This is a genomic window from Arthrobacter sp. 10N418 (assembly GCF_056394725.1).
In genome coordinates, this window is sequence record NZ_JBFTIK010000011.1 from 50,714 (window position 1) to 69,833 (window position 19,120).

Below are 19,120 nucleotides of genomic sequence, written 5' to 3' on the forward strand. Positions count from 1 at the left end.
CCCCAGACCGCAGCCGGGTTTTGCACGGCGTCTGTGCACCGGCTTTCCGCCCGCGAGGGGCATGCTCGACCCCCGGACAGCACTGGAGTAGCGTGGTGGCATGAGCGAGCAAGCAGGATCCAGCACCCCCGGACCGCCCCGGCACCACAAGCCGAAGCCTTTCGCGCCCATCGATTTCGAGCCGTTTGCCGGCGGGGCGGATCCGGCCCGCGTGTCCGAGGCCGCCCACCTGGCCGCGCAGGCGCTCGTGCGCCGCGGACGGGACAGCGACGACCCCAAGGTCACCAGGCGCCTGGTCAAGCTCGCCGACGAACAAGGCCTGGAAGCGATCGCCGAGATGTGGGCCGAAAGCCCGGCCCGTTCCCTTCCCGGCGCTTTGTGGCGCCTGTATGCCCTGCGCGCCGCCACCATCCAGGATCCGGAGAGGATCTCCGTCTACTTCAAAGCGGGCAAGGACACTGCCCAGGTTTCCCATGTGGTGGCCGGTGCCGCCGAGCCGCCCGGGGCGGACGAAATGAAGCTCATGGCCGACGCCATCCTTTCCGGCGCTTTCGACGGCGAGTTCGACGTCGCGCTGGAACGCTCCGCCGCGTTCTGCCGCGTGGTGGCACTCGGCCAGGCGACCCTCGCGGACGGCGCGGAACACAGCAACGAGAACCACGCCAGCAAACTGACCCGCAATTCGCACCTGCTGGTCAAAACCGCCGAGGACCTCGAACATGCCGCCAACGCGTGGCGCCTGGGCGAGCTGGACTGAACTTCCCGGGGATGCGGATACGCACGCCGGCGCCCGAGTGTCAATGTTGACTTGCAGCAACCCACGTAGAAAACTGAAATCGGTGTCGAACCGCGAAACCCCCGGGCTTCAACATTTAGCCGCCTAGAGCGGCCTACCGCCGAGAGGCGTATCCGGTTCGGCACCATTTTCATGCCCTCCCGGATCCCCGCTGGGACGACCGTCACATTCGCCGCAGGGCTGCCCGGGCCGGGGCGTCGCGAACGGTAAAGTAATCCTCATGCGCGGGTCATCGTCAAGTCACACGGCCGGCAGTCCACATTCGAGAACCTCCCTCCCGAAGACCGGTGACACCACGTGAAGCTGCGCCTATTCCCCCAGGAGCCCGCCGGGCTGAACCTGCTTTCCTCGATGGCACGCCAGATCGTGCTGGCAACGGGAACGCTTTCGGAAATCCTCGGCGCACCCGTGAGTGAACACGCGCGGCTCGTGGAGGACATGCACAATCACGAGGCCAAATCCACGGAGCTGCACTTTGCACTCCTGACCCACATGCGGACCAGCTTCGTGAACCCGCTCCCCCGCGAGGACATGTACGCCCTGTCCCGCTACCTCAACGAGGCGATGGAAAAGCTCGACGCTGCCGCCGAACTCGTGTCCCTCTACAAACTGGAGCGCCTGCCGAGGCGTGCCGCGGACCAGTTGGAGATCATCAGCCGGCAGGCGGAGCTCACGGTCGATGCGATGCGGAAACTCAACAACCTGGACGACCTCGAGGACTACTGGATCGAAATCCTCCGTCTGGCCAAGCGCGCCGAACGGACCCACCGGGTCTGGGCGGCGGACATGCTCAACGACATGAAGTCCGCCCAGTATGCGCGCCACCGCGATATCGCGAACCAGCTGGTCGAAGTGACGAAGGACATGCGGCGGATCGCGACCCAGGTGGGCAGCATCATCGTCAAGGAATCCTGACGTGACCGTCCTCTTCTTAAGCCTGGTGGTGGTCTCCGCCGGGGCGTTTACCTTTCTCAACGGCTTCCGGGATGCCTCCACCTCGGTGGCCCTCGCCGTCCGCACGCGCGCCCTCACCCCCACGGTCGCGGTGCTGCTGGCGGGGCTGTTCAACTTCATCGGCGCCGGCCTCAGCGCGACGCTGGCCCTGGAGGTCAGCCGCACCTGGGTCACCCTGCCGCGCGGGGACAACGGCCTGACCATCCTCCTGGCCGGGCTCCTCAGCGCCGTGCTCTGGGGCATCTACACGTGGTGGCGGGGCATCCCCTCCTCGTCCACCCACGCGCTGGTCGGCGGCCTGGCCGGCGCCGGCGTCGGGAGCGTGGCGGTGGGCGGCCCCGCCGTCCTGGGCGTCGACAACTCCCTGCTGATCCAGGTGGTCCTGCCGCTGCTCCTCTCGCCGGTGATCGCCTTCGCGGGCGCCTATCTGCTCGTCTGGCCTGCAACATGGGCGGCGCGCTATACCCCGCCGAACGTCGTCAACAGCAGATCCCGGCGGGCACAGGCCATCGCCGCCGGCGCAGTCGCGTTCGGCCACGGACTCCAGGACGGCCAGCGCACCAGCGCCGTCGTGATGCTTGCCCTGCTGGCCTCCGGCCTGTCCGACGGCGCCTCCATGCCCCTGTGGGTGGCGTTGTTCACCGTTGTCCTGATGACGGCGGGGACGCTGGCCGGCGGCTGGCGGATCTCCTATACGATCGGCTACCGGCTGACCCGGATCGATCCGCTGCGCGGATTCGTCGCCCAGCTCTTCAGTTCAGTAATGCTGCTCCTGGGCACGATAGGGCTGCACTGGCCCCTTTCGACGACCCACACCGTGACGGCGGCGGTGCTCGGTGCCGGCGCGAACCAGGGCTTTCCGGCCACCAACCGGAAGTTCGTAATCCGCATCCTGGTGTTCTGGTTGCTGACACCGATCCTCACCGCTGCGGCGGCGTTCGTGCTCCAGCTGGCACTCTCGCCTCTCGCCGGCCGCCTTTAGCGGCCCCGCCCGGGGTTACCCGAAGCGTCCGGAGACGTAGTCCTCGGTGGCTTTCTGGGTCGGGTTGCTGAAGATGGTGTGGGTGTCGCCGTATTCGATCAGTTTGCCCGGCTTGCCGGTGCCGGCAATGTTGAAGAAGGCCGTCTTATCGGAGACGCGCGCGGCCTGCTGCATGTTGTGCGTCACGATCACCACGGTGTACTGGTCCTTGAGCTCGTTGATGAGGTCCTCGATGGCCAGCGTGGAGATCGGGTCCAGGGCGGAGCAGGGCTCGTCCATCAGGATCACCTGGGGTTCCACGGCGATCGCGCGGGCGATGCACAGGCGCTGCTGCTGCCCGCCGGACAGGCCCGATCCGGGCTTGGCCAGGCGGTCTTTGACCTCGTTCCACAGGTTGGCGCCGCGCAGCGAACGCTCCACCAGGGCGTCGGCCTCGCCCCTGGAGATCCTCTGGTTGTTCAGTTTCACGCCCGCCAGCACGTTGTCCCGGATGGACATGGTGGGGAACGGGTTGGGGCGCTGGAACACCATGCCGATCTGCGAGCGCACCGTGACGGGATCCACGCCGGGACCGTAGAGGTTGTCCCCGTCCAGCAGCACTTCGCCTTCGACGCGGGCGCCTGGAATGACTTCATGCATCCGGTTCAGGGTGCGCAGGAAGGTGGACTTGCCGCAGCCCGAGGGGCCGATGAAGGCGGTGACGGACTTGGCGTCGATGTTGATGTTGACGTCTTCGACGGCGAGGAATTTGCCGTAGTAAACGTTCAGGTCCTTGACGTCGATGCGCTTAGACATGGTGTTCCTTCACTTGCTGGAGGTGGGAAGTGCGTGCGCTGGCAGGAGCCTAGCGGCCGGCTTTGGGGGCGAAGATGCGGGCAACGAGGCGGGCACCCAGGTTGAGCAGCATCACCAGGATGATGAGGACCAGGGCCGCGCCCCAGGCGCGCTGGGAGGACGGCTCCGGATTGGACGGGGAGGTGGGGTTCAGGATCTGCGTGTAGATGAAGGTGGGCAGCGAGGCCATCCAGCCGCCGAAGACATTGTTGTTGATCGACGTGGCGAAGCCGGCGGTGACCAGGATCGGGGCGGTCTCACCGATCACCCGGGCGATCGCGAGCGTGACGCCCGAGGCGATGCCGGAGATCGCCGTCGGGATGACCACCTTCAGGATGGTCCGCCACTTGCGCACGCCGAGGGCGTAGGCGGCCTCGCGGAGTTCGTTGGGGACGATCTTGAGCATCTCCTCGCTCGAACGGACTACCACGGGGATCATCAGTACCGACAGTGCGACGGCGGCAACGGCGCCCGTCTTGGTGCCCGGCCCGACGACTGCGAAGAAGAAGGCCGCCGCGAAGAGGCCTGCCACGATCGAGGGGATGCCGGTCATGACGTCCACGAAGAAGGTGATGGCACGGGCCAGCGGCCGGTCCTCGCCGTACTCCACCAGGTAGATGGAGGTCAGCAGGCCGACCGGCACGGAGATCACGGTGGCGAGCAGGGTGATCTGGATGGTGCCCAACAGGGCGTGGTAGATGCCGCCCAGGACGGGGGCGCCTTGCTCGACGGCCTTGTTGTCGAACGAGCCCGTGACGCCGTTCATCGAGGTGGTCAGGAAACCGGGGTCCGTGAGGCCCGGAAGCCCGTTGACGAGGACCGTCCAGATCACGGAGATCAGCGGCAGCAGTGCGATGAGGAACGCGCCAACCACCAGGCAGGTGGCCAGCTTGTCCTTGGCCCGGCGGGAGCCTTCAACGACGGCGCTCCAGCCGGCCAGTCCGGCCGTGAAGAGGACGGCGGAAACGATCCCCCAGCCGAAGGCGTTGAAGCCGACCAGGGCCAGGATGGCCGCGCCCAGAACGAGGGCGAGCGCCAGGACGATGTAGGGCGCGGCCTTGGGCAACTGTCCCTTGGTAAGGGCGGAGCGCTTGCGGACCGGGGTCAGGGTGGAGGTCATTTAGTTGGCTCCCGAGAATTCTTTGTGCCGGGTGATGATCCAGCGGGCGATCATGTTCACGCCCAGGGTGATGACGAACAGGACCAGGCCGGCGGCGATCAGCGTGCTGACCTTCAGGCCGCCGGCCTCGGGGAAGTTCAGGGCGATTTCGGCGGCGATGGTCTGGTTTCCCGACTGGATCAGGCTGGCGGTGAGGACACCGGAGGACAGCACGAGTGCGACGGCCATGGTCTCTCCCAACGCCCTGCCCAGGCCCAGCATCACGGCGCTCACAATTCCGGGGCGGCCGAACGGCAGCACGGCCATGCGGATCATTTCCCAGCGGGTGGCCCCCAGGGCCAGTGCGGCTTCTTCGTGCAGCTTGGGGGTCTGCAGGAAGATTTCGCGGGACAGGGAGGTGATGATCGGCAGGACCATGACGGCGAGGACGATTCCGGCGGTCAGGATCGTCTTGCCGGTGGCAGAGGCGGGTCCCTGGAAGATCGGGAGCCAGCCCATGTTGTTGGCGAGCCAGGTGTACCCGGGCGAGATTTCCTTGGCCAGGAACGCGGCGCCCCAGGCACCGTAGACAACCGAGGGAATGGCGGCCAGGAGGTCTATGACGTAGCCGAGGGCGGATGCGAGCCCGCGCGGCGCGAAATGCGAAATGAAGAGTGCGACGCCGATCGCGACCGGCGTTGCGATCACGAGGGCGATGATCGCGGCGATGAGCGTGCCGATGACGATCGGCCAGATGTAAGCGAAGAAGCCCTCGCCGCCCTGGATCTTGTCCGGGGAGGCAACGAGGGCGGGGATCGCCTGGATGACAAGGAAGAGCGCCACACCGAAGAGCACGGCAAGGATCAGGCACCCTGCGGCCAGGGTGGCTGCGGAAAAGACTTTGTCTCCGGCGCGGCCTGCGCCCCGGGACGAGGTCAGGGAGGTGGTGGTCACTTCACGGTCCTTCAGCTTCGATCGGGACCGGCTGCCGGCCGCGGATGGTTCCGCCGCCGGCACCGGCAAATCTCTGGTGGTTCGAACAAACGCGTCGGTTCCCTGCTCCGGTGCGGCAGTCTGTGACAGCCGTGTCGGAACAGGGAACCTGGGTCAGGCTGGTGTTTCCACTATGCCTCGCGGCGCGCGGTTATCCCTAGGCCTTGGCCTTGATGGACTCGATCGACTTCAGCGCCTTGTCCTGCAGGGCCTTGGACAGCGGCGCGGACTTCGCGGAGTCAGCGGCTGCCTTCTGGCCGGCATCGGAGACGACGTAGCGCTCGAAGCCCTTGACGAGGTCAGCGGTTTCCTGCTTGTCGTAGGTTGTGCACACGACGTGGAAGGAGACGAGCACGATCGGGTAGGCGCCCTCGGTGGTGGTGGTGCGGTCCAGTTTGATGGAGAGGTCGTTGGCGCTGCGGCCCGCAACGGGCTTGCCGGCGTCGACTGCCTTGGCGGCGGCGTCCGCGGAGATCGTGGTGAAGGACGAGCCGACCTTGATCTGGGCGGTGCCGAGCTTGCCGCTGACGGCGGAGTCGTCAGCGTAGGTCACGGCGCCGGGGGTGTCGGTGACGGTCTTGACGACACCGGAGGTGCCCTTGGCGTTCTCGCCCTTGAGCGAAGCGGGCCAGACGCCTGCTGCCTTGTCGCTCCAGACGTCGGGAGCAGCCGCGGAAAGGTAGTCGGTGAAGTTCGAGGTGGTGCCGGAATCGTCGGAGCGGTTGACCGGGGTGACCTTGAGGTCCGGCAGCTTGGCGTCCGGGTTCAGGGCGGCGATGGCCGGGTCGTTCCACTTGGCGATCTGGCCGCGGAAGATCTTGGCGACCGTGGCGGCGTCGAGCTTGAGTTCCTTGACGTCGGGCAGGTTGAACGCCACGGCGATCGGGGAGACGTAGACGGGAATGTTGATGGCCCCGTCGGTGCCGCACTTGGCCTTCGAGCTCGCGTACTCATCGTCCGTGAGGTAGGCGTCGGAGCCGGCGAACTGTGCCGAACCGTCCAGGATGGCCTTGCGGCCGGCGCCGGAGCCGTCCGGGGAGTACTGCACCGAGGCACCCTGGTTCGCGGAAGCGAAGTTAGTCTTCCACGCGTCCATTGCTGCACCCTGCGCCGTGGAGCCGACGCCGGTCAGGGTGCCGGTGACCTTGACGCCTGCCGCCGACGGCGCTGCCGACTGGGCGGTGTTCGTTGCATTGTCCGAACCACAAGCGGTAAGCGCGAGTGCGCCGGCTGCGATGACAGCGATAGCCGCGTGGCGGCCGAAGCGGAGTGCCTTCACTGGATGTACCCCTTCCAGGGATTTTCTTGTGCCTGCCGGCCGGAGAAGGCCGCGGGCAGGGATGCGTACGGTTTGTACCTTTACTGAAGGTAGGTCGCCCAGATGAAGGGAATTGCCGTCCAAAGTGAACACACGGTTAACGACGCCGGGACATTTGCTTACAAGTGCCGCGTTCCCATTGCATCCGGCGCCGCCCAGCCGTACTGGCCGTCGCAGGTGACCGGCAACCGCGGCCAGCAAATAGACTGGACGGCATGGCCTCCGCTACTGGACTCTCCGCAAGCGCACGATTCCTGCGCGGCCGGGTCCGCACCGGCATTGTCCGGAGCCGGAACTCCCTGCTGCCGGCCGTCCAGATGACCGCCTGCGCGGTCGGCGCGTACGCCTTCGCCGAATATATCCTCGGCCACACCGGGCCGCTGTTCGCTGCCACGTCCTCGCTGATCGCCCTCGGGTTCTCCCGCGATCCCAGGCTCCGCAGGGTCGTGGAGGTTGGCCTGGGCTGCACCATCGGCATCGTTGTCGGGGACCTGCTACTGCACTGGCTCGGCGCGGGCATCTGGCAGGCCGCCGTCGTGCTCCTGTTCTCCATCCTGCTGGCCCGGTTCCTGGACAGCGGTACGATCTTCACCACGCAGCTGGGGCTGCAGTCTCTGCTGGTGGTGCTGCTGCCGGCACCGGCCGGCGGACCGTTCACGCGGAGCATTGACGCCGTGGTGGGCGGGACCTTCGCGTTGCTGGTGACGATCCTGGTCCCGAAGGACCCGCGCCGCGAACCACGCAACGACGTCAAGAAACTCCTGCACGAACTCGCCGAGGTGTTGCGGGAATGCGCCTCCGCCCTGAGCCACAGCGATTCCACCCAGGCCTGGCATGCGCTGATCCGCGGACGCAACTGCCAGCCCCTCGTCGACGCCATGCGGCAGTCCCTCCGCGCGTCCGGGGAAGTGGCCACCCTTGCCCCGGCGTACCGGCGGCACCGGGAGGAACTGGACCGGCTGGAGCAGTCCCTTGATTACATCGATCTGGCCCTGCGCAACAGCAGGGTCTTCGCACGCCGGCTGACAAGTGCCATCAACCATGCCGCGCTTTCGGATGAGGCCACCCAGAACATCGCCGAGGTGCTCCAGGAAACGGCGACGGCGGTGGACGACCTCTCGGTCGGCCTGGCGGAAATCCACGACGGCGTCCGGCGGGCGCATCTGCGGACCGCCAGGGTGGACCTCAGCGAAATCGCGGGCAGGCTGCATCCGCGGCTGCTGGACGTCCAGCGGCTGGAAGGTGAAACGGTGGTCATGCTCTTCCGTCCGCTCATGGTGGACCTGCTCGAAGCGACCGGGATGGATCCGAACGAGGCAAGGGACATCCTGCCTCCGCTGTAGCGCCCGCAGCCGTTATGTCGGCTGCCCCGGATAGTGTGGACCAATGGCTACGAAGACTTCCCGGGCATCGAAGGCACCGGGGTACAAATGCGCTGAATGCGGCTGGACGACGGCCAAGTGGGTGGGCCGCTGCGGCGAGTGCCAGGCCTGGGGCAGCGTGGAGGAGACCGGCGCCGCCGTGGCGCGCACGACGGCGGCCACGACCGTCCTCGAGCCGGCCCGTCGGATCGCCGACGTCGACGCCACCACCGCGGCCTTCCTGCCCACCGGTGTTGACGAGCTCGACAGGGTGCTGGGCGGCGGGCTCGTTCCGGGCGCAGTCATCCTGCTCGCCGGCGAACCCGGCGTGGGCAAGTCCACGTTGCTGTTGGACGTCGCGGCGAAGTTTGCCCGCACGGCACAGGATGTCCTCTACATCACGGGCGAAGAATCCGCGGCGCAGGTGAAGCTCCGCGCGGACCGGATCGACGCCGTCGCCGAATCCCTGTACCTCTCCGCCGAAACCGACCTCGGGCAGGCCCTGGGCCAGGTGGAGAAACTGGAGCCCCGGCTGCTCGTGGTGGACTCGGTGCAGACCCTGAGCAGCGCCGACGTGGAGGGCAGCGCCGGCGGCGTTTCCCAGGTGCGCGAAGTTGCTGCCTCCCTGATCGCAGCAGCCAAGCGCCGCAACATGACCACGCTGCTCGTGGGGCATGTGACGAAGGACGGCTCCATCGCCGGGCCGCGCCTCCTCGAGCACCTCGTGGACGTGGTGTGCCAGTTCGAAGGCGAGCGCCACTCCCGGCTAAGGCTCCTCCGCGCCGTCAAAAACCGCTACGGACCGACCGACGACGTCGGCTGCTTCGACCTCAACGAGGACGGCATCGTGGGCCTGGCCGACCCCAGCGGCCTGTTCGTTTCGCGGACCAAGGAACCGGTGTCCGGAACCTGCATCACGGTGACCCTGGAAGGGCGCCGCCCGCTCCTGGCCGAGGTCCAGTCCCTGCTTGCCGAGAGCGCCAGTTCGCAGCCACGCCGGGCCACGAGCGGGCTCGACAGCTCCCGCGTCGCGATGCTGCTTGCCGTGCTGCAGCAGCGCGCGGGCTGCCTGTTGCATAAGGACGACTCCTACGTGGCGACCGTCGGCGGCGTGAAGCTCAGCGAGCCGGCCACGGACCTCGCCGTGGCGCTGGCCGTGGCCTCGGCCAAGGCCAGGAAGCCCCTGCCGCAGCGGCTCATAGCTTTCGGCGAGGTGGGCCTGGCCGGTGAGGTCCGCCCGGTGCCCGGCATCAACCAGCGCATCCAGGAAGCCCACCGGCTCGGATTCACCCATGCCGTGGTTCCCGCGAGCCCCAACGGGCCCGGGCCGGTCCCCGCCGGCTTCTCGGTCCGCGAAGTCGGTCACCTTGCCGAGGCTCTCGGGCTGCTGATCAGCTAGCCGGCCTGTGGCGGCCCTGTGCGGTTGCTTCGGTTCCCGACTGCCCGGTCGGCGTTCCTTCCCGGTTGCTTCGTTTCCCGGGCCCGGAGCCGGGCGGGATTCCCGCGTTTTCCGGGCCCTCCGCTCCCTCCTGCCGCAGGCAACTGGGCAGGAGCGCTGGCTGACCCTGACTTAGTGCCCTAGTCCAGTCCTCACAACAGGCGCACCATGGAATGAGGGGCGGGCACCGGCGAAGGGATCGGCCATGATGTGGGGCTACGGAAACGGCATGGGCTTCGTGTGGCTCTGGGGGCTGCTGCTGCTGATCGGGATTGCGGTGTTGGTGCTGCTGGCGGTGCGCATTTTCACGGGTGGAGTCGGGCGCGGCGGCCCTGATCATTTGGGCCAGGGCCACTTCGGTCCGGGACCCTACGGCCCGGGTCCCGGGCCTGGACAATACGGCCCACCCGGGTCGGGACCTCCCTCCGCAGGACCGGGCTCCCCGGGCGGACGGAGCCAGGCACGGCTGATCCTTGATGAACGCTTCGCGCGAGGGGAACTCACCGCGGAGCAGTACCGCGAGAACCTGAAGGTGCTTGGCGAGGAGCCCTAGTGCAGTCCATCAGCCCGCGCGACGCCTTCCTCCTCGGCGGGCTCGGGCTGGCCGGCACCGTGGCGGGCGGGGCGGGCTTGTGGGTTGCCCTGGCCCTCCCGCCGCACACCGGAACGGCGGCGGGCCCTGGCGAGGAACTGCTCCAACCCCCGGAATTGCGGAGCGCCGGCGGTAAGCTGCAGCTTCGACTGGAAGCCGGCCCCGGCCAGTTCCGGCTCGGCGGACGCCAGGCCTCTGCGTATGGATACAACGGCAGCCTGCCCGGGCCCACGCTCCGGCTTCGCGCGGGCGACGAGCTCAGCATCCGGTTCGTCAACAGCCTGGACGAGGACACAAACCTCCACCTGCACGGCCTCCACGTTTCTCCGGCAGGAAGTGCGGACAACGTCTTCGTCACTGTCAGCCCCGGGGCAAGCTTCGACTACAACTACCGGTTGCCGCCAGACCACCCGCCGGGCATGTATTGGTACCACCCGCACCACCACGGTCTCGTGGCGCGGCAGATTTTCGGCGGGCTGTTCGGGGCGATCATCGTCGAGGACCCCGAACCGATCGAATCGGCCACCGAACGCGTCCTGGTGGTCTCCGATACCAGCCTCGACGGCGGCGGAAATGTCCGGGGCGTTACGCCCATGGAACGCGTGGCGGGCCGGGAATGACGGGGCAGGGCATGCGCAGGCAGGACCCCGGCGGCGGAGAGCCCGGGACCGGGTCCGCCCTGGCCAAACACTCTTGCCAAAGATACCCCCCGGGGGTATGTTGAAGTCATTCCGGCACCACAATGAACTTCGCCAAGGAGTGCTCCATGGACTACCAGGGCCGACAGGCCACCAAAGCCCACGCCGGCCACCACCACGAGCCGGCCATGAACGGCATGGACGACGAGCACATCGTGCACACCCAGGGCCAGCATGCCGGCCACAGCGTCGCGATGTTCAAGAACCGGTTCTGGCTGACCCTGGCGCTGGCCGTCCCCGTGGTCTTCTTCAGCCCCATGTTCGGCAGCCTGCTCGGCTACGAGCCCCCTGCCTTTCCAGGCTCCGCGTGGATTCCCCCGGCGGTGGGAACGGTGATCTTCTTCTACGGCGGCGAGCCGTTCCTCAAGGGCGGCCTGAACGAGCTGCGCTCCCGCAAGCCGGGCATGATGCTGCTGATCGGTATGGCCATCAGCGTCGCCTTCATCGCCTCATGGGTCACAAGCCTGCGGCTCGGCGGGTTCGATCTCGACTTCTGGTGGGAACTGGCGCTCCTGGTGACCATCATGCTGCTGGGCCACTGGATCGAGATGCGCGCGCTTGGCTCGGCACAGGGCGCGCTGGATGCCCTCGCCGCCCTGCTCCCCGACGAGGCGGACCGCATCACCGGCACCGGCACCGAAACCGTCAGCGTGTCCGAGCTCAAGGCCGGCGATGCCATCCTGGTCCGTTCCGGCGCTCGGATGCCCGCGGACGGGACGGTGATCGAGGGTCAGGCCGAATTCGACGAATCGATGATCACCGGGGAGTCAAGAACCGTTCTCCGCTCGCCCGGGGATCCTGTTGTGGCCGGCACCATCGCCACGGACAACAGCCTCCGCGTCCGGGTGACGGCCATCGGCGAGGATACTGCCCTGGCCGGAATCCGGCGGCTCGTGGCCGAGGCGCAGGCGTCGTCCTCCCGGGCCCAGGCCCTGGCCGACCGGGCGGCTGCGTTCCTCTTCTACTTCGCTGCAGGCGCCGGCCTCGTCACCTTCATTGCCTGGACACTGCTGGGCAGCGTCTCCGATGCCGTCTCGCGCACCGTCACGGTGCTGGTCATCGCCTGCCCCCATGCGCTGGGCCTTGCCATCCCCCTCGTGATCGCCATCTCGACGGAACGGGCGGCGCGGGCCGGGGTGCTGATCAAGAGCCGCATGGCCCTGGAGCGGATGCGCACTGTCGACGTCGTGCTCTTTGACAAGACCGGGACGCTGACCAGGGGCGAGCCGGCCGTGAAAGACGTAGCCGTCGTCCCGGGGGCGGACCGCGACAGCCTGCTGGCCCTCGCGGCAGCCGTGGAGGCCGACAGCGAGCACCCCTTGGCCCGCGCACTCGTTGCCGCCGCCCGGGAACGGGGACTGAAGATCCCGACGGCGGATGGGTTCACTTCCCTGACCGGGCACGGCGTCCGCGCCGTAATTGACGGCAGGGCGGTCCAGGTGGGCGGACCTGCCCTGCTCCGGGAGGTGGGCCTGCAGGAACCGCAGGCTTTGGCCGCCACCACCGGCAGCTGGATGGACCGGGGCGCCGCAGTGCTGCACGTCGTCGACGGCGGCGCCGTCCTGGGCGCCATCAGCCTCGAGGACGCCGTGCGCCCGGAGTCCCGCCAGGCCGTCCGCGCCCTGCGGGACCGTGGGCTGAAGGTGGCCATGATCACCGGCGATGCCCGGCAGGTGGCCCGGGCCGTCGCGGCCGAGCTGAACATCGACGAGGTGTTCGCCGAGGTCCTGCCCCCGGACAAGGACAGGAAAGTCGCTGAGCTCCAGGCCCGCGGGCTGAGGGTGGCCATGGTGGGCGACGGTGTCAATGATTCCCCCGCGCTGGCACGGGCCGAGGTCGGGATCGCGATCGGCGGCGGCACCGACGTGGCGATGGAGTCCGCCGGAGTCGTCCTGGCCGGCAACGATCCCCGGGCGGTGCTCTCGATGCTCGATCTGTCCAGGGCGAGCTACCGGAAGATGTGGCAGAACCTCGTGTGGGCCACCGGCTACAACGTCATCTCGGTACCGCTGGCGGCCGGGGTTCTCGCCTTCGCCGGGATCGTCCTCTCCCCCGCCGCGGGCGCCGTGATGATGTCGGCGTCGACCATTGTGGTGGCCCTTAACGCCCAGCTGTTGCGCAGGCTCAAGCTCAATCCGGCCGCGGTCAGCTGAGCTCGAATCCTGACGGGAAGGAGGCCGCCATGCCGGAGACCAACCGCCGCGATCCGTCGTTCGGGAAGTCCTATGCCCGCGTGGGTCCTCGCATGGACGCCCGCGGGGCAGCGGAGCATCGCCGGCGCCTTGTGGAGCCGGCATACGGCGTCGTCGTCGAAATCGGGGCAGGCTACGGGGCCACCTTCGCGTTCTACCCTGCCGCGGTGACGGGTGTGCTGGCCCTCGAACCGGACCCCACACTCCGGGGGCTGGCCCTGGCCGCCGCCCGCACGGCACCGGTGCCTGTCCTCGTGAAAGACGGCGTCGCGGAGGCGCTGCCGGCCGCCGATGCCTCGGTGGACGTCGTCGTCTTCAGTTTGGTGCTGTGCAGCGTGGCGGACCAGTCCGTCGTCCTGGCGGAGGTGGTCCGGGTCCTGCGGTCCGGCGGTTTGCTGCTCTTCTATGAACACGTCCGCTCGGCACACCGCGCGCTTGGGGTCGCCGAAGACCTGCTCACCCCGCTGTGGAGCCGGATGGCCGGCGGATGCCACCCGAACCGCGACACCGCCGCCATGATGGCCGGGGCAGGCCTCGCCGTGCAGGCCCTGGAGCGCTTCGGCTTTTCGGTCCTTCCCGCCAACCCGCGCCTGGCCCACGTCCTGGGTGTGGCGAGCAAGCCCTGAGCCTGCACCGGACGCAGCGCACACGCGGCGCACAAAGGGCGCCTGCCGCGATGGCAGACGCCCTTGCGTCAATCATTCAATCCCGGTGGTTGGGCCTGGGGACTTAGGCCTTCTTGGGAGGCAGGGCCAGCTTGAAGACCTTGGCCCAGGTTGAGCCGACCTGCTTCAGCAGCGGGCCCGTGGTGTAAGGCAGTCCGTAGCGCTTGCAGATCTCCTGCACCTTGGGCGCGACCTCGGCGTACCGGTTGGAGGGCAGGTCCGGGAAGAGGTGGTGCTCGATCTGGTGCGAGAGGTTGCCGCTCATCAGGTGCATGAACTTGGACCCGGAGATATTGGCGGAGCCGATCATCTGGCGGACGTACCAGTCGCCGCGGGTTTCACCTTCGACCATCTCTTCGGTGAAGGTGTCGGTGCCGTCGGGGAAATGCCCGCAGAAGATAATCGCGTGCGCCCAGACGTTCCGGACGGCGTTGGCGGTCAGGGTGCCGTACAGCGCCTGCTTGCCCGAGCCGGTCAGCATGGCCACGGCCGGTGTGGCGGCATAGTCCTTGGTGAACTGCTTCAGGGCCTTGAGCCCCAGCGCCTTGAGGTCCCGGGTCATGGCCTCCTTGCTCTTCTTGCCCTCCTGGTAATCAGGCAGCTCGAGATCATAGAGTGCGATGCCCCATTCAAAGACGGGCGCCAGGATCGCGTTGTACAGCGGATTGCCCAGATTGAAGGGCTTCCATTCCTGGGACGGATCCATCCGCAGCAGGTTGTACCCGATGTCATTGTCCTTGCCCACGACGTTCGTCCAGCGGTGGTGCAGGTCGTTGTGGGTGTGCTGCCACGATCGCGTCGGGGTGACGAAGTCCCAGTCCCAGGTGGTGGAGTGGATGTCCGGGTCCCGCATCCAGTCCCACTGCCCGTGCAGGATGTTGTGCCCCAGTTCCATGTTTTCCAGGATCTTGGCGAAGCTAAGCATCGCCGTGCCGGCGAGCCAGGCTGCTCTGTGCTTGCTCACCAGCAGGGTGGCGCGGCCGGTGATCTCAAGCCCGCGCTGGACCTTGATCACCCGGCGGATGTACGCCGCGTCGCTGGCGCCCCGTTTGGCGAGCACCTCGTCTTTGATGGCGTCGAGTTCGCGGCCGAGCTCGGCGACCTGCTCGTCAGAGAGGTGCGCCGCCGCAGCCGGACGGACCAGTGGGCTGCCGGTCTCCGCCAGGGCACCGGGCCGCGGCTTTACGGCCGCGGACGGCTTGCCTTGTGGATCGTCGCCCTTGGGAGCTTCCTCGGAAACGTCAGGCTTGTCGGAAACAATCGTCATGCGGTGGTGCTCCTTAGAGGTCGAGGTTAACGGGGCCGGCGGCTGCCGACACGCACGTCTGGATTAGTTGGCCGGGCTCGCCGTGGACTTCGTCCGTGCGCAGGTCACGGACTTGGCCGGCCCGGAGGGGGATGAGGCAGCTGTGGCAGATGCCCATGCGGCAGCCGCTCGGCATCAGGATGCCGGCGTCCTCGCCGACGTCGAGCAGGGGCGTGTCGCCGTCGGCTTCGACTTCGCGGTCGGAGGCCTCGAAGGTGACCAGCCCGCCGTCGTGCCCGTCGCCGCCGGCGAGCTTGGTGCTGAATCGTTCAATGGTGAGGGTGGCTTCCGGAGAGGGCTCGGCGGTTGCGGTCTCAGACTCCCAGAGTGCCTCGGCGTCGTCGAGGAAGCCTTCGGGACCGCAGGCGTAGGCTGCGCGCTGGCGCCAGTCCGGGCAGAGCCGGTCCAGCTCATCGGCCGAGCCGAAGTCCATGCGCCCCCGCTCCCCCGTGAACCAGTGCGTGACGCGGAAGTTGGGGAACTGGTCCGCGAGCTCGGCGAGTTCCTCGCGGAAGATCGCGTCCGCCGGCGTCCGGGCCGTGTGGATGAGCACGACGTCGGAGTCGGGACGGTGCGGCACGAGCGTGCGGATCATCGACATGACAGGGGTGATGCCGCTGCCGGCGGTGAGCATCAGCAGCGGCCGGGGGTGCTCCGGCAGGACGAAGTCGCCCTGGGGAGGGGCCAGGAAGAGGACGTCGCCGGGCTTGGTGTTGCGCACGAGGGCGCCGGACACGGCGCCCATGTCGGTCACGGTGATGGCCGGGTCTTTGCCGGCCGGGGCGCTGAGCGAGTAGGACCGCCAGTGGCGGACACCGTCGAGCTCGACGCCGATACGGGCCCACTGACCGGCAAGGTGTGCTTGCCAGCCGCGGCCGGGACGGAAGAAAATGGTGGCGGAATCGGCCGTTTCAGGGACCACCCGGGTGACCACGCCGCGCAACTGGCGGGCGGAGAACACGGGGTTGAACAGCGACAGAATGTCTTCTGGAGCTAGCGGGGTGGTCAGTAGAGATGCGGCGCGCGCCAGCTTACGGAGCCGGATCATGTATCAACCATATGTCAGATTGCGTCATAATTCTTCACTCAAGGCATACGATCGGATCTAGGAAACTATCCCCACGGAACAACTTTTGGGATTTTCGATGAACACTTCCCCAGCCCGCGGATCCACGACCCCCGCCTACGAGCCCCCGTGGCTGGCCCTGCCGCGGGAGGTCAGCGACATGCTGCGCCCCATGATGCCCGGCATCGTCGAGGCCATCATCGAGGCGGTCCCCCAGCTGGTGCCCGCCTACGCCCGGCCCATCGAGGGGCGCTTCGGCCGCGGCCTGCGGCGCGGGGTGGCGGCCGCGCTGGACCGCTTCCTGCAACTGCCCGGGACCAGGCTGCCCGCGCTGTCCGAGGAGAGCCGCCTGCTCGTGGCAGGGCTGGGAAGCGGGGAATTCCGGCAGGGCCGGAGTATGGACGCGCTGCTGAGCGCCTACCGCATGGGTGCCCGGGTGACTTTTCGGGAGATGTCGCGGGTGTCCGTGGAGCACCATCTGGGCCAAAGCGTGGTGGTGGATCTGGGTGAGTCGATTCTTGCCTACATCGACGAGCTGTCTGCGGTCAGCGCCGAGGCCTATGCCTTCGAGCAGTCCGAACGCGCCGGGGCCGTGGACCGGCGCCGCACCGAACTCCTGGACCTGCTCCTGCTCGGCCAGGCCGACGAGGCGGCGCTGCGGCAGACCGCAGCCATGGCGGACTGGTCTTTGCCGCAACGGATGGCGGTGGTGACGCTGCCGCTGGACCGGGCGGCCGGCCTGCGCCTGCGGCTCGGGCCCGGGACATTGGTGATCGAACGCGAGACGGACGCCGTGGTCCTGGTTCCGGCGGGCAAGTCCAAGGCCGCACGCGCCGAGCTGGACCGGGCCCTGCAGGGTCGCGGCGCGTCGGTGGGCCCTGCCGGAGGCTGGGAGAAGGTTCCGGATTCGCTGCGGCTGGCCGTGCTGGCGGCGTCGGTCCTGCCGCCCCGGGACGGGCCGGAGGACCCGCCGATCTGGGCCGATGAGCACCTGGCGCAGGTCATCCTCGGGGCCGAGCCCTCTGCCATCGCCGAGCTGGCCAACCGCCGGCTGGCCCCGCTGGAGGGGCTCCGCCCGGCGCAACGGGAGCGGCTGGCAGAGACCCTGCTCTCCTGGCTGCGCCACTGGGGCCAGCGCGGTCCGGTGGCCGCCGAGCTCGGCATCCATCCGCAGACCGTGGGCTATCGGGCCGCGCAGTTGCGGGAGCTGTTCGGTGACGCGCTCGAGGATCCGAAGGCACGGTTCGAGCTGGAGTTGGCGCTGCACGCCGGGAGGCGCTAGGCGCCACTGTGCTGGCCCGACGCCGGGCCCGGCGGGCAGGCGCTTGTCCCCGCGGGTCCGCCGGCGGGCAGACGCCGGGCCCCGCCCGCCGCCGTCGGCCTAGACGGCGATCGACTGCCGGCTGTGCAGCCGGAGCTCAAGATCGTTCATCACGATCGCGGCAAGGTCCTGCAGCGTCCGGGTGTCCTCAGCGGTGAACTCGCGCGGTTCACGGTCAAGGATGCAGAAAGTTCCGAGGTTATAGCCGTCCGGGGTGCGGAGGGGGACGCCTGCGTAGAACTGCAGCCCGAATTCCCCGGCCACGAGCGGATTGGCCAGCGTCAGCGGATTCATCCTGGCATTGCGGACGATCCAGGGATCGTTCTGCAGGATGGCGGAGGCACACAGGCCCGGATCCCGGCCGATCTGGGTCACGTCGGTGCCGTGGTGGGACTTGAACCAGATGCGGTCATGGTCCACGACGCTGACAATAGCCACCGGCACCGAGAATAACTTGGCGGCCAGGGCCGCGACGCGGTCGAAGGCGCCGTCTTCGGGGGTGTCCAGGATCCTGTACCGGCGTACTGCCTGCATCCGGCCTTCTTCGTCCGTCATCAAAGGCGTGGCACCGCCGCGGTGGCGGCCGGTTCCGTGGATGACTTCCTGCCGCAGCGCCAGCGAAACTTCCCGCGCCAGCGGCCGGTCTGCGGGTTCACGCGCCAGCATGGACGTCAGGAGCGCCACCCATTTGGGGGCGAGTTCCTGTGGAATCTGGGGATCTCGGAGCAGCCGGGCCAGTGCGGACTGGACGGGAGCGCCCGGGTACGCCATTTGACCGGTCAGCCCCTCCAGCAGGACCAGGCCCAGGGAGTAGACGTCGCTGGCCGGCCCGGCAGGCTCACCGGAGGCCTGCTCCGGGCTGAGGTACGCCGGAGTTCCCGAGCTGTCCCCCGGATCGCCGCGGTGGCCGTCCCGGACGGTGATGGCGACGCCGAAGTCGCTGAGCTTTGCCCGCGGCCGGCGGTCGTCGTCGCTGTAGTCCACGAGCAGGATGTTGGCCGGTTTGACGTCGCGGTGAATGATGCCTTGGTGGTGGATATGCGCCAGGGCGGCGGCGAGATCGTGGCCGATCAGTGCCATGTGGGCGGGAGAGAGCGGGCCCTGGGCTGTGCGGGTGCGGAGGTCCGGTCCGCGCACCAGCTCCATGACGAGGTAGTCCCGACGCTGCAGTGGATCGCTCAGGTCCGCGCCGGCGTCAAAGAGCGTGACCAGGGCGTGGTGGGCCATTCCGGCAAGGATCCGGATCTCTTCGCCCTGCCGCCGGCTGCGCTCGGCGTCGACGACGGCTCCGTCCCGGAAGAGTTTGATGGCCACTTCACGCTCGAGGAGCTCGTCGGCGGCTCGGTACACGCTTGATTGGCTGCCCCGGCCAATGAGGGCTTCGATCCGGTAGCGCCCGCTGAGCAGGTATCCGGGTTCCATGGTGGTGGTCAAGAAGTGTTCGTGGTCCCTTGAAAGTGGGGTCCGCCCAAGGCTTTGGGAGGATCCGGCCTTTAAAAGCCGGT

17 protein-coding genes are annotated in these 19,120 nt (G+C 68.1%); 10 read left to right on the forward strand and 7 right to left on the reverse strand.

From position 1 onward, the window contains the following. The first annotated feature begins 100 nt into the window (after positions 1 to 100). The 3 genes from AC1DCZ_RS10585 to AC1DCZ_RS10595 all read left to right on the forward strand — a co-directional run bounded on the left by AC1DCZ_RS10585 (position 101) and on the right by AC1DCZ_RS10595 (position 2,732). Positions 101 to 757 carry a hypothetical protein gene (locus AC1DCZ_RS10585; protein WP_476896654.1) on the forward strand — a complete coding sequence of 219 codons (657 nt, stop codon included), beginning with the start codon at positions 101 to 103 and terminating at the stop codon, positions 755 to 757. A gap of 336 nt (positions 758 to 1,093) precedes the next feature. Continuing rightward, positions 1,094 to 1,711, forward strand: coding sequence for a DUF47 domain-containing protein (locus tag AC1DCZ_RS10590; RefSeq protein WP_476974540.1), 618 nt, complete (start codon positions 1,094 to 1,096; stop codon positions 1,709 to 1,711). A gap of 1 nt (position 1,712) precedes the next feature. Next, positions 1,713 to 2,732: an inorganic phosphate transporter gene (locus AC1DCZ_RS10595; protein WP_476974541.1), complete on the forward strand. Its 1,020-nt coding sequence runs from the start codon at positions 1,713 to 1,715 to the stop codon at positions 2,730 to 2,732. Between the two features lie 15 nt (positions 2,733 to 2,747). On the opposite strand, the gene pstB is transcribed toward AC1DCZ_RS10595, so the two are convergent. The 4 genes from pstB to pstS all read right to left on the reverse strand — a co-directional run bounded on the left by pstB (position 2,748) and on the right by pstS (position 6,937). Further along, positions 2,748 to 3,527 (reverse strand): phosphate ABC transporter ATP-binding protein PstB, encoded by a 780-nt coding sequence (pstB, locus tag AC1DCZ_RS10600; protein ID WP_476896657.1) that lies wholly within the window; start codon positions 3,525 to 3,527, stop codon positions 2,748 to 2,750. 49 nt (positions 3,528 to 3,576) lie between these two features. Then, entirely contained in the window at positions 3,577 to 4,686 is a 1,110-nt protein-coding gene (gene pstA, locus AC1DCZ_RS10605; RefSeq protein WP_476974542.1) for a phosphate ABC transporter permease PstA, read from the reverse strand. Then, positions 4,687 to 5,619 carry a phosphate ABC transporter permease subunit PstC gene (pstC, locus tag AC1DCZ_RS10610; protein WP_476974543.1) on the reverse strand — a complete coding sequence of 311 codons (933 nt, stop codon included), beginning with the start codon at positions 5,617 to 5,619 and terminating at the stop codon, positions 4,687 to 4,689. It abuts the gene before it with no gap. Positions 5,620 to 5,815: 196 nt separating this feature from the next. Further along, entirely contained in the window at positions 5,816 to 6,937 is a 1,122-nt protein-coding gene (pstS, locus tag AC1DCZ_RS10615) for a phosphate ABC transporter substrate-binding protein PstS (RefSeq protein WP_476974544.1), read from the reverse strand. A 254-nt stretch (positions 6,938 to 7,191) separates the two neighbouring features. Between pstS and AC1DCZ_RS10620 the strand changes: the two genes are divergently transcribed. From AC1DCZ_RS10620 to AC1DCZ_RS10645, 6 genes are all read left to right on the forward strand, one after another. Next, positions 7,192 to 8,319 (forward strand): FUSC family protein, encoded by a 1,128-nt coding sequence (locus tag AC1DCZ_RS10620; protein ID WP_476896661.1) that lies wholly within the window; start codon positions 7,192 to 7,194, stop codon positions 8,317 to 8,319. A gap of 43 nt (positions 8,320 to 8,362) precedes the next feature. Then, positions 8,363 to 9,736, forward strand: coding sequence for a DNA repair protein RadA (gene radA / locus AC1DCZ_RS10625; protein ID WP_476896662.1), 1,374 nt, complete (start codon positions 8,363 to 8,365; stop codon positions 9,734 to 9,736). A 244-nt stretch (positions 9,737 to 9,980) separates the two neighbouring features. Then, a complete protein-coding gene (locus tag AC1DCZ_RS10630; RefSeq protein ID WP_476974545.1) occupies positions 9,981 to 10,328 on the forward strand; it encodes an SHOCT domain-containing protein in 348 nt (115 codons plus the stop codon). Then, entirely contained in the window at positions 10,328 to 10,987 is a 660-nt protein-coding gene (locus tag AC1DCZ_RS10635; protein ID WP_476974546.1) for a multicopper oxidase domain-containing protein, read from the forward strand. Before AC1DCZ_RS10630 ends, AC1DCZ_RS10635 begins: the two co-directional genes overlap by 1 nt. A 206-nt stretch (positions 10,988 to 11,193) precedes the next feature. Beyond that, complete coding sequence (locus AC1DCZ_RS10640; RefSeq protein ID WP_476974599.1) at positions 11,194 to 13,218, forward strand: copper-translocating P-type ATPase; 2,025 nt, start codon at positions 11,194 to 11,196, stop codon at positions 13,216 to 13,218. Between the two features lie 29 nt (positions 13,219 to 13,247). After that, positions 13,248 to 13,883, forward strand: coding sequence for a class I SAM-dependent methyltransferase (locus AC1DCZ_RS10645; protein ID WP_476974547.1), 636 nt, complete (start codon positions 13,248 to 13,250; stop codon positions 13,881 to 13,883). 103 nt (positions 13,884 to 13,986) lie between these two features. Here AC1DCZ_RS10645 and AC1DCZ_RS10650 read toward each other — a convergent pair whose 3' ends face one another. Then, entirely contained in the window at positions 13,987 to 15,189 is a 1,203-nt protein-coding gene (locus AC1DCZ_RS10650) for a fatty acid desaturase family protein (protein WP_476974548.1), read from the reverse strand. Positions 15,190 to 15,202: 13 nt separating this feature from the next. After that, positions 15,203 to 16,276 (reverse strand): ferredoxin reductase, encoded by a 1,074-nt coding sequence (locus AC1DCZ_RS10655; RefSeq protein ID WP_476974549.1) that lies wholly within the window; start codon positions 16,274 to 16,276, stop codon positions 15,203 to 15,205. A 97-nt stretch (positions 16,277 to 16,373) separates the two neighbouring features. On the opposite strand from AC1DCZ_RS10655, the gene AC1DCZ_RS10660 reads away from it, so the two are divergent. Next, entirely contained in the window at positions 16,374 to 17,576 is a 1,203-nt protein-coding gene (locus AC1DCZ_RS10660; protein ID WP_476974550.1) for a PucR family transcriptional regulator, read from the forward strand. A gap of 99 nt (positions 17,577 to 17,675) precedes the next feature. Here the strand turns inward: AC1DCZ_RS10660 and AC1DCZ_RS10665 are convergent, their stop codons facing one another. Then, on the reverse strand, positions 17,676 to 19,049 hold the full coding sequence (locus tag AC1DCZ_RS10665; protein ID WP_476974551.1) for a protein kinase domain-containing protein: 1,374 nt from the start codon (positions 19,047 to 19,049) through the stop codon (positions 17,676 to 17,678). Between the last annotated feature and the right edge of the window lie 71 nt (positions 19,050 to 19,120).

Excerpts from the sequence above, each read along its gene's own strand:
- AC1DCZ_RS10585 (WP_476896654.1), top strand. The coding sequence starts at position 101 with ATGAGCGAGCAAGCAGGATCCAGCACCCCCGGACCGCCCCGGCACCAC.
- AC1DCZ_RS10630 (WP_476974545.1), top strand. The coding sequence starts at position 9,981 with ATGATGTGGGGCTACGGAAACGGCATGGGCTTCGTGTGGCTCTGGGGG.
- AC1DCZ_RS10655 (WP_476974549.1), bottom strand. The coding sequence starts at position 16,276 with ATGATCCGGCTCCGTAAGCTGGCGCGCGCCGCATCTCTACTGACCACC.
- AC1DCZ_RS10640 (WP_476974599.1), top strand. The coding sequence starts at position 11,194 with ATGAACGGCATGGACGACGAGCACATCGTGCACACCCAGGGCCAGCAT.
- AC1DCZ_RS10650 (WP_476974548.1), bottom strand. The coding sequence starts at position 15,189 with ATGACGATTGTTTCCGACAAGCCTGACGTTTCCGAGGAAGCTCCCAAG.
- pstA (WP_476974542.1), bottom strand. The coding sequence starts at position 4,686 with ATGACCTCCACCCTGACCCCGGTCCGCAAGCGCTCCGCCCTTACCAAG.
- radA (WP_476896662.1), top strand. The coding sequence starts at position 8,363 with ATGGCTACGAAGACTTCCCGGGCATCGAAGGCACCGGGGTACAAATGC.
- pstB (WP_476896657.1), bottom strand. The coding sequence starts at position 3,527 with ATGTCTAAGCGCATCGACGTCAAGGACCTGAACGTTTACTACGGCAAA.
- AC1DCZ_RS10660 (WP_476974550.1), top strand. The coding sequence starts at position 16,374 with ATGAACACTTCCCCAGCCCGCGGATCCACGACCCCCGCCTACGAGCCC.
- AC1DCZ_RS10645 (WP_476974547.1), top strand. The coding sequence starts at position 13,248 with ATGCCGGAGACCAACCGCCGCGATCCGTCGTTCGGGAAGTCCTATGCC.
- AC1DCZ_RS10620 (WP_476896661.1), top strand. The coding sequence starts at position 7,192 with ATGGCCTCCGCTACTGGACTCTCCGCAAGCGCACGATTCCTGCGCGGC.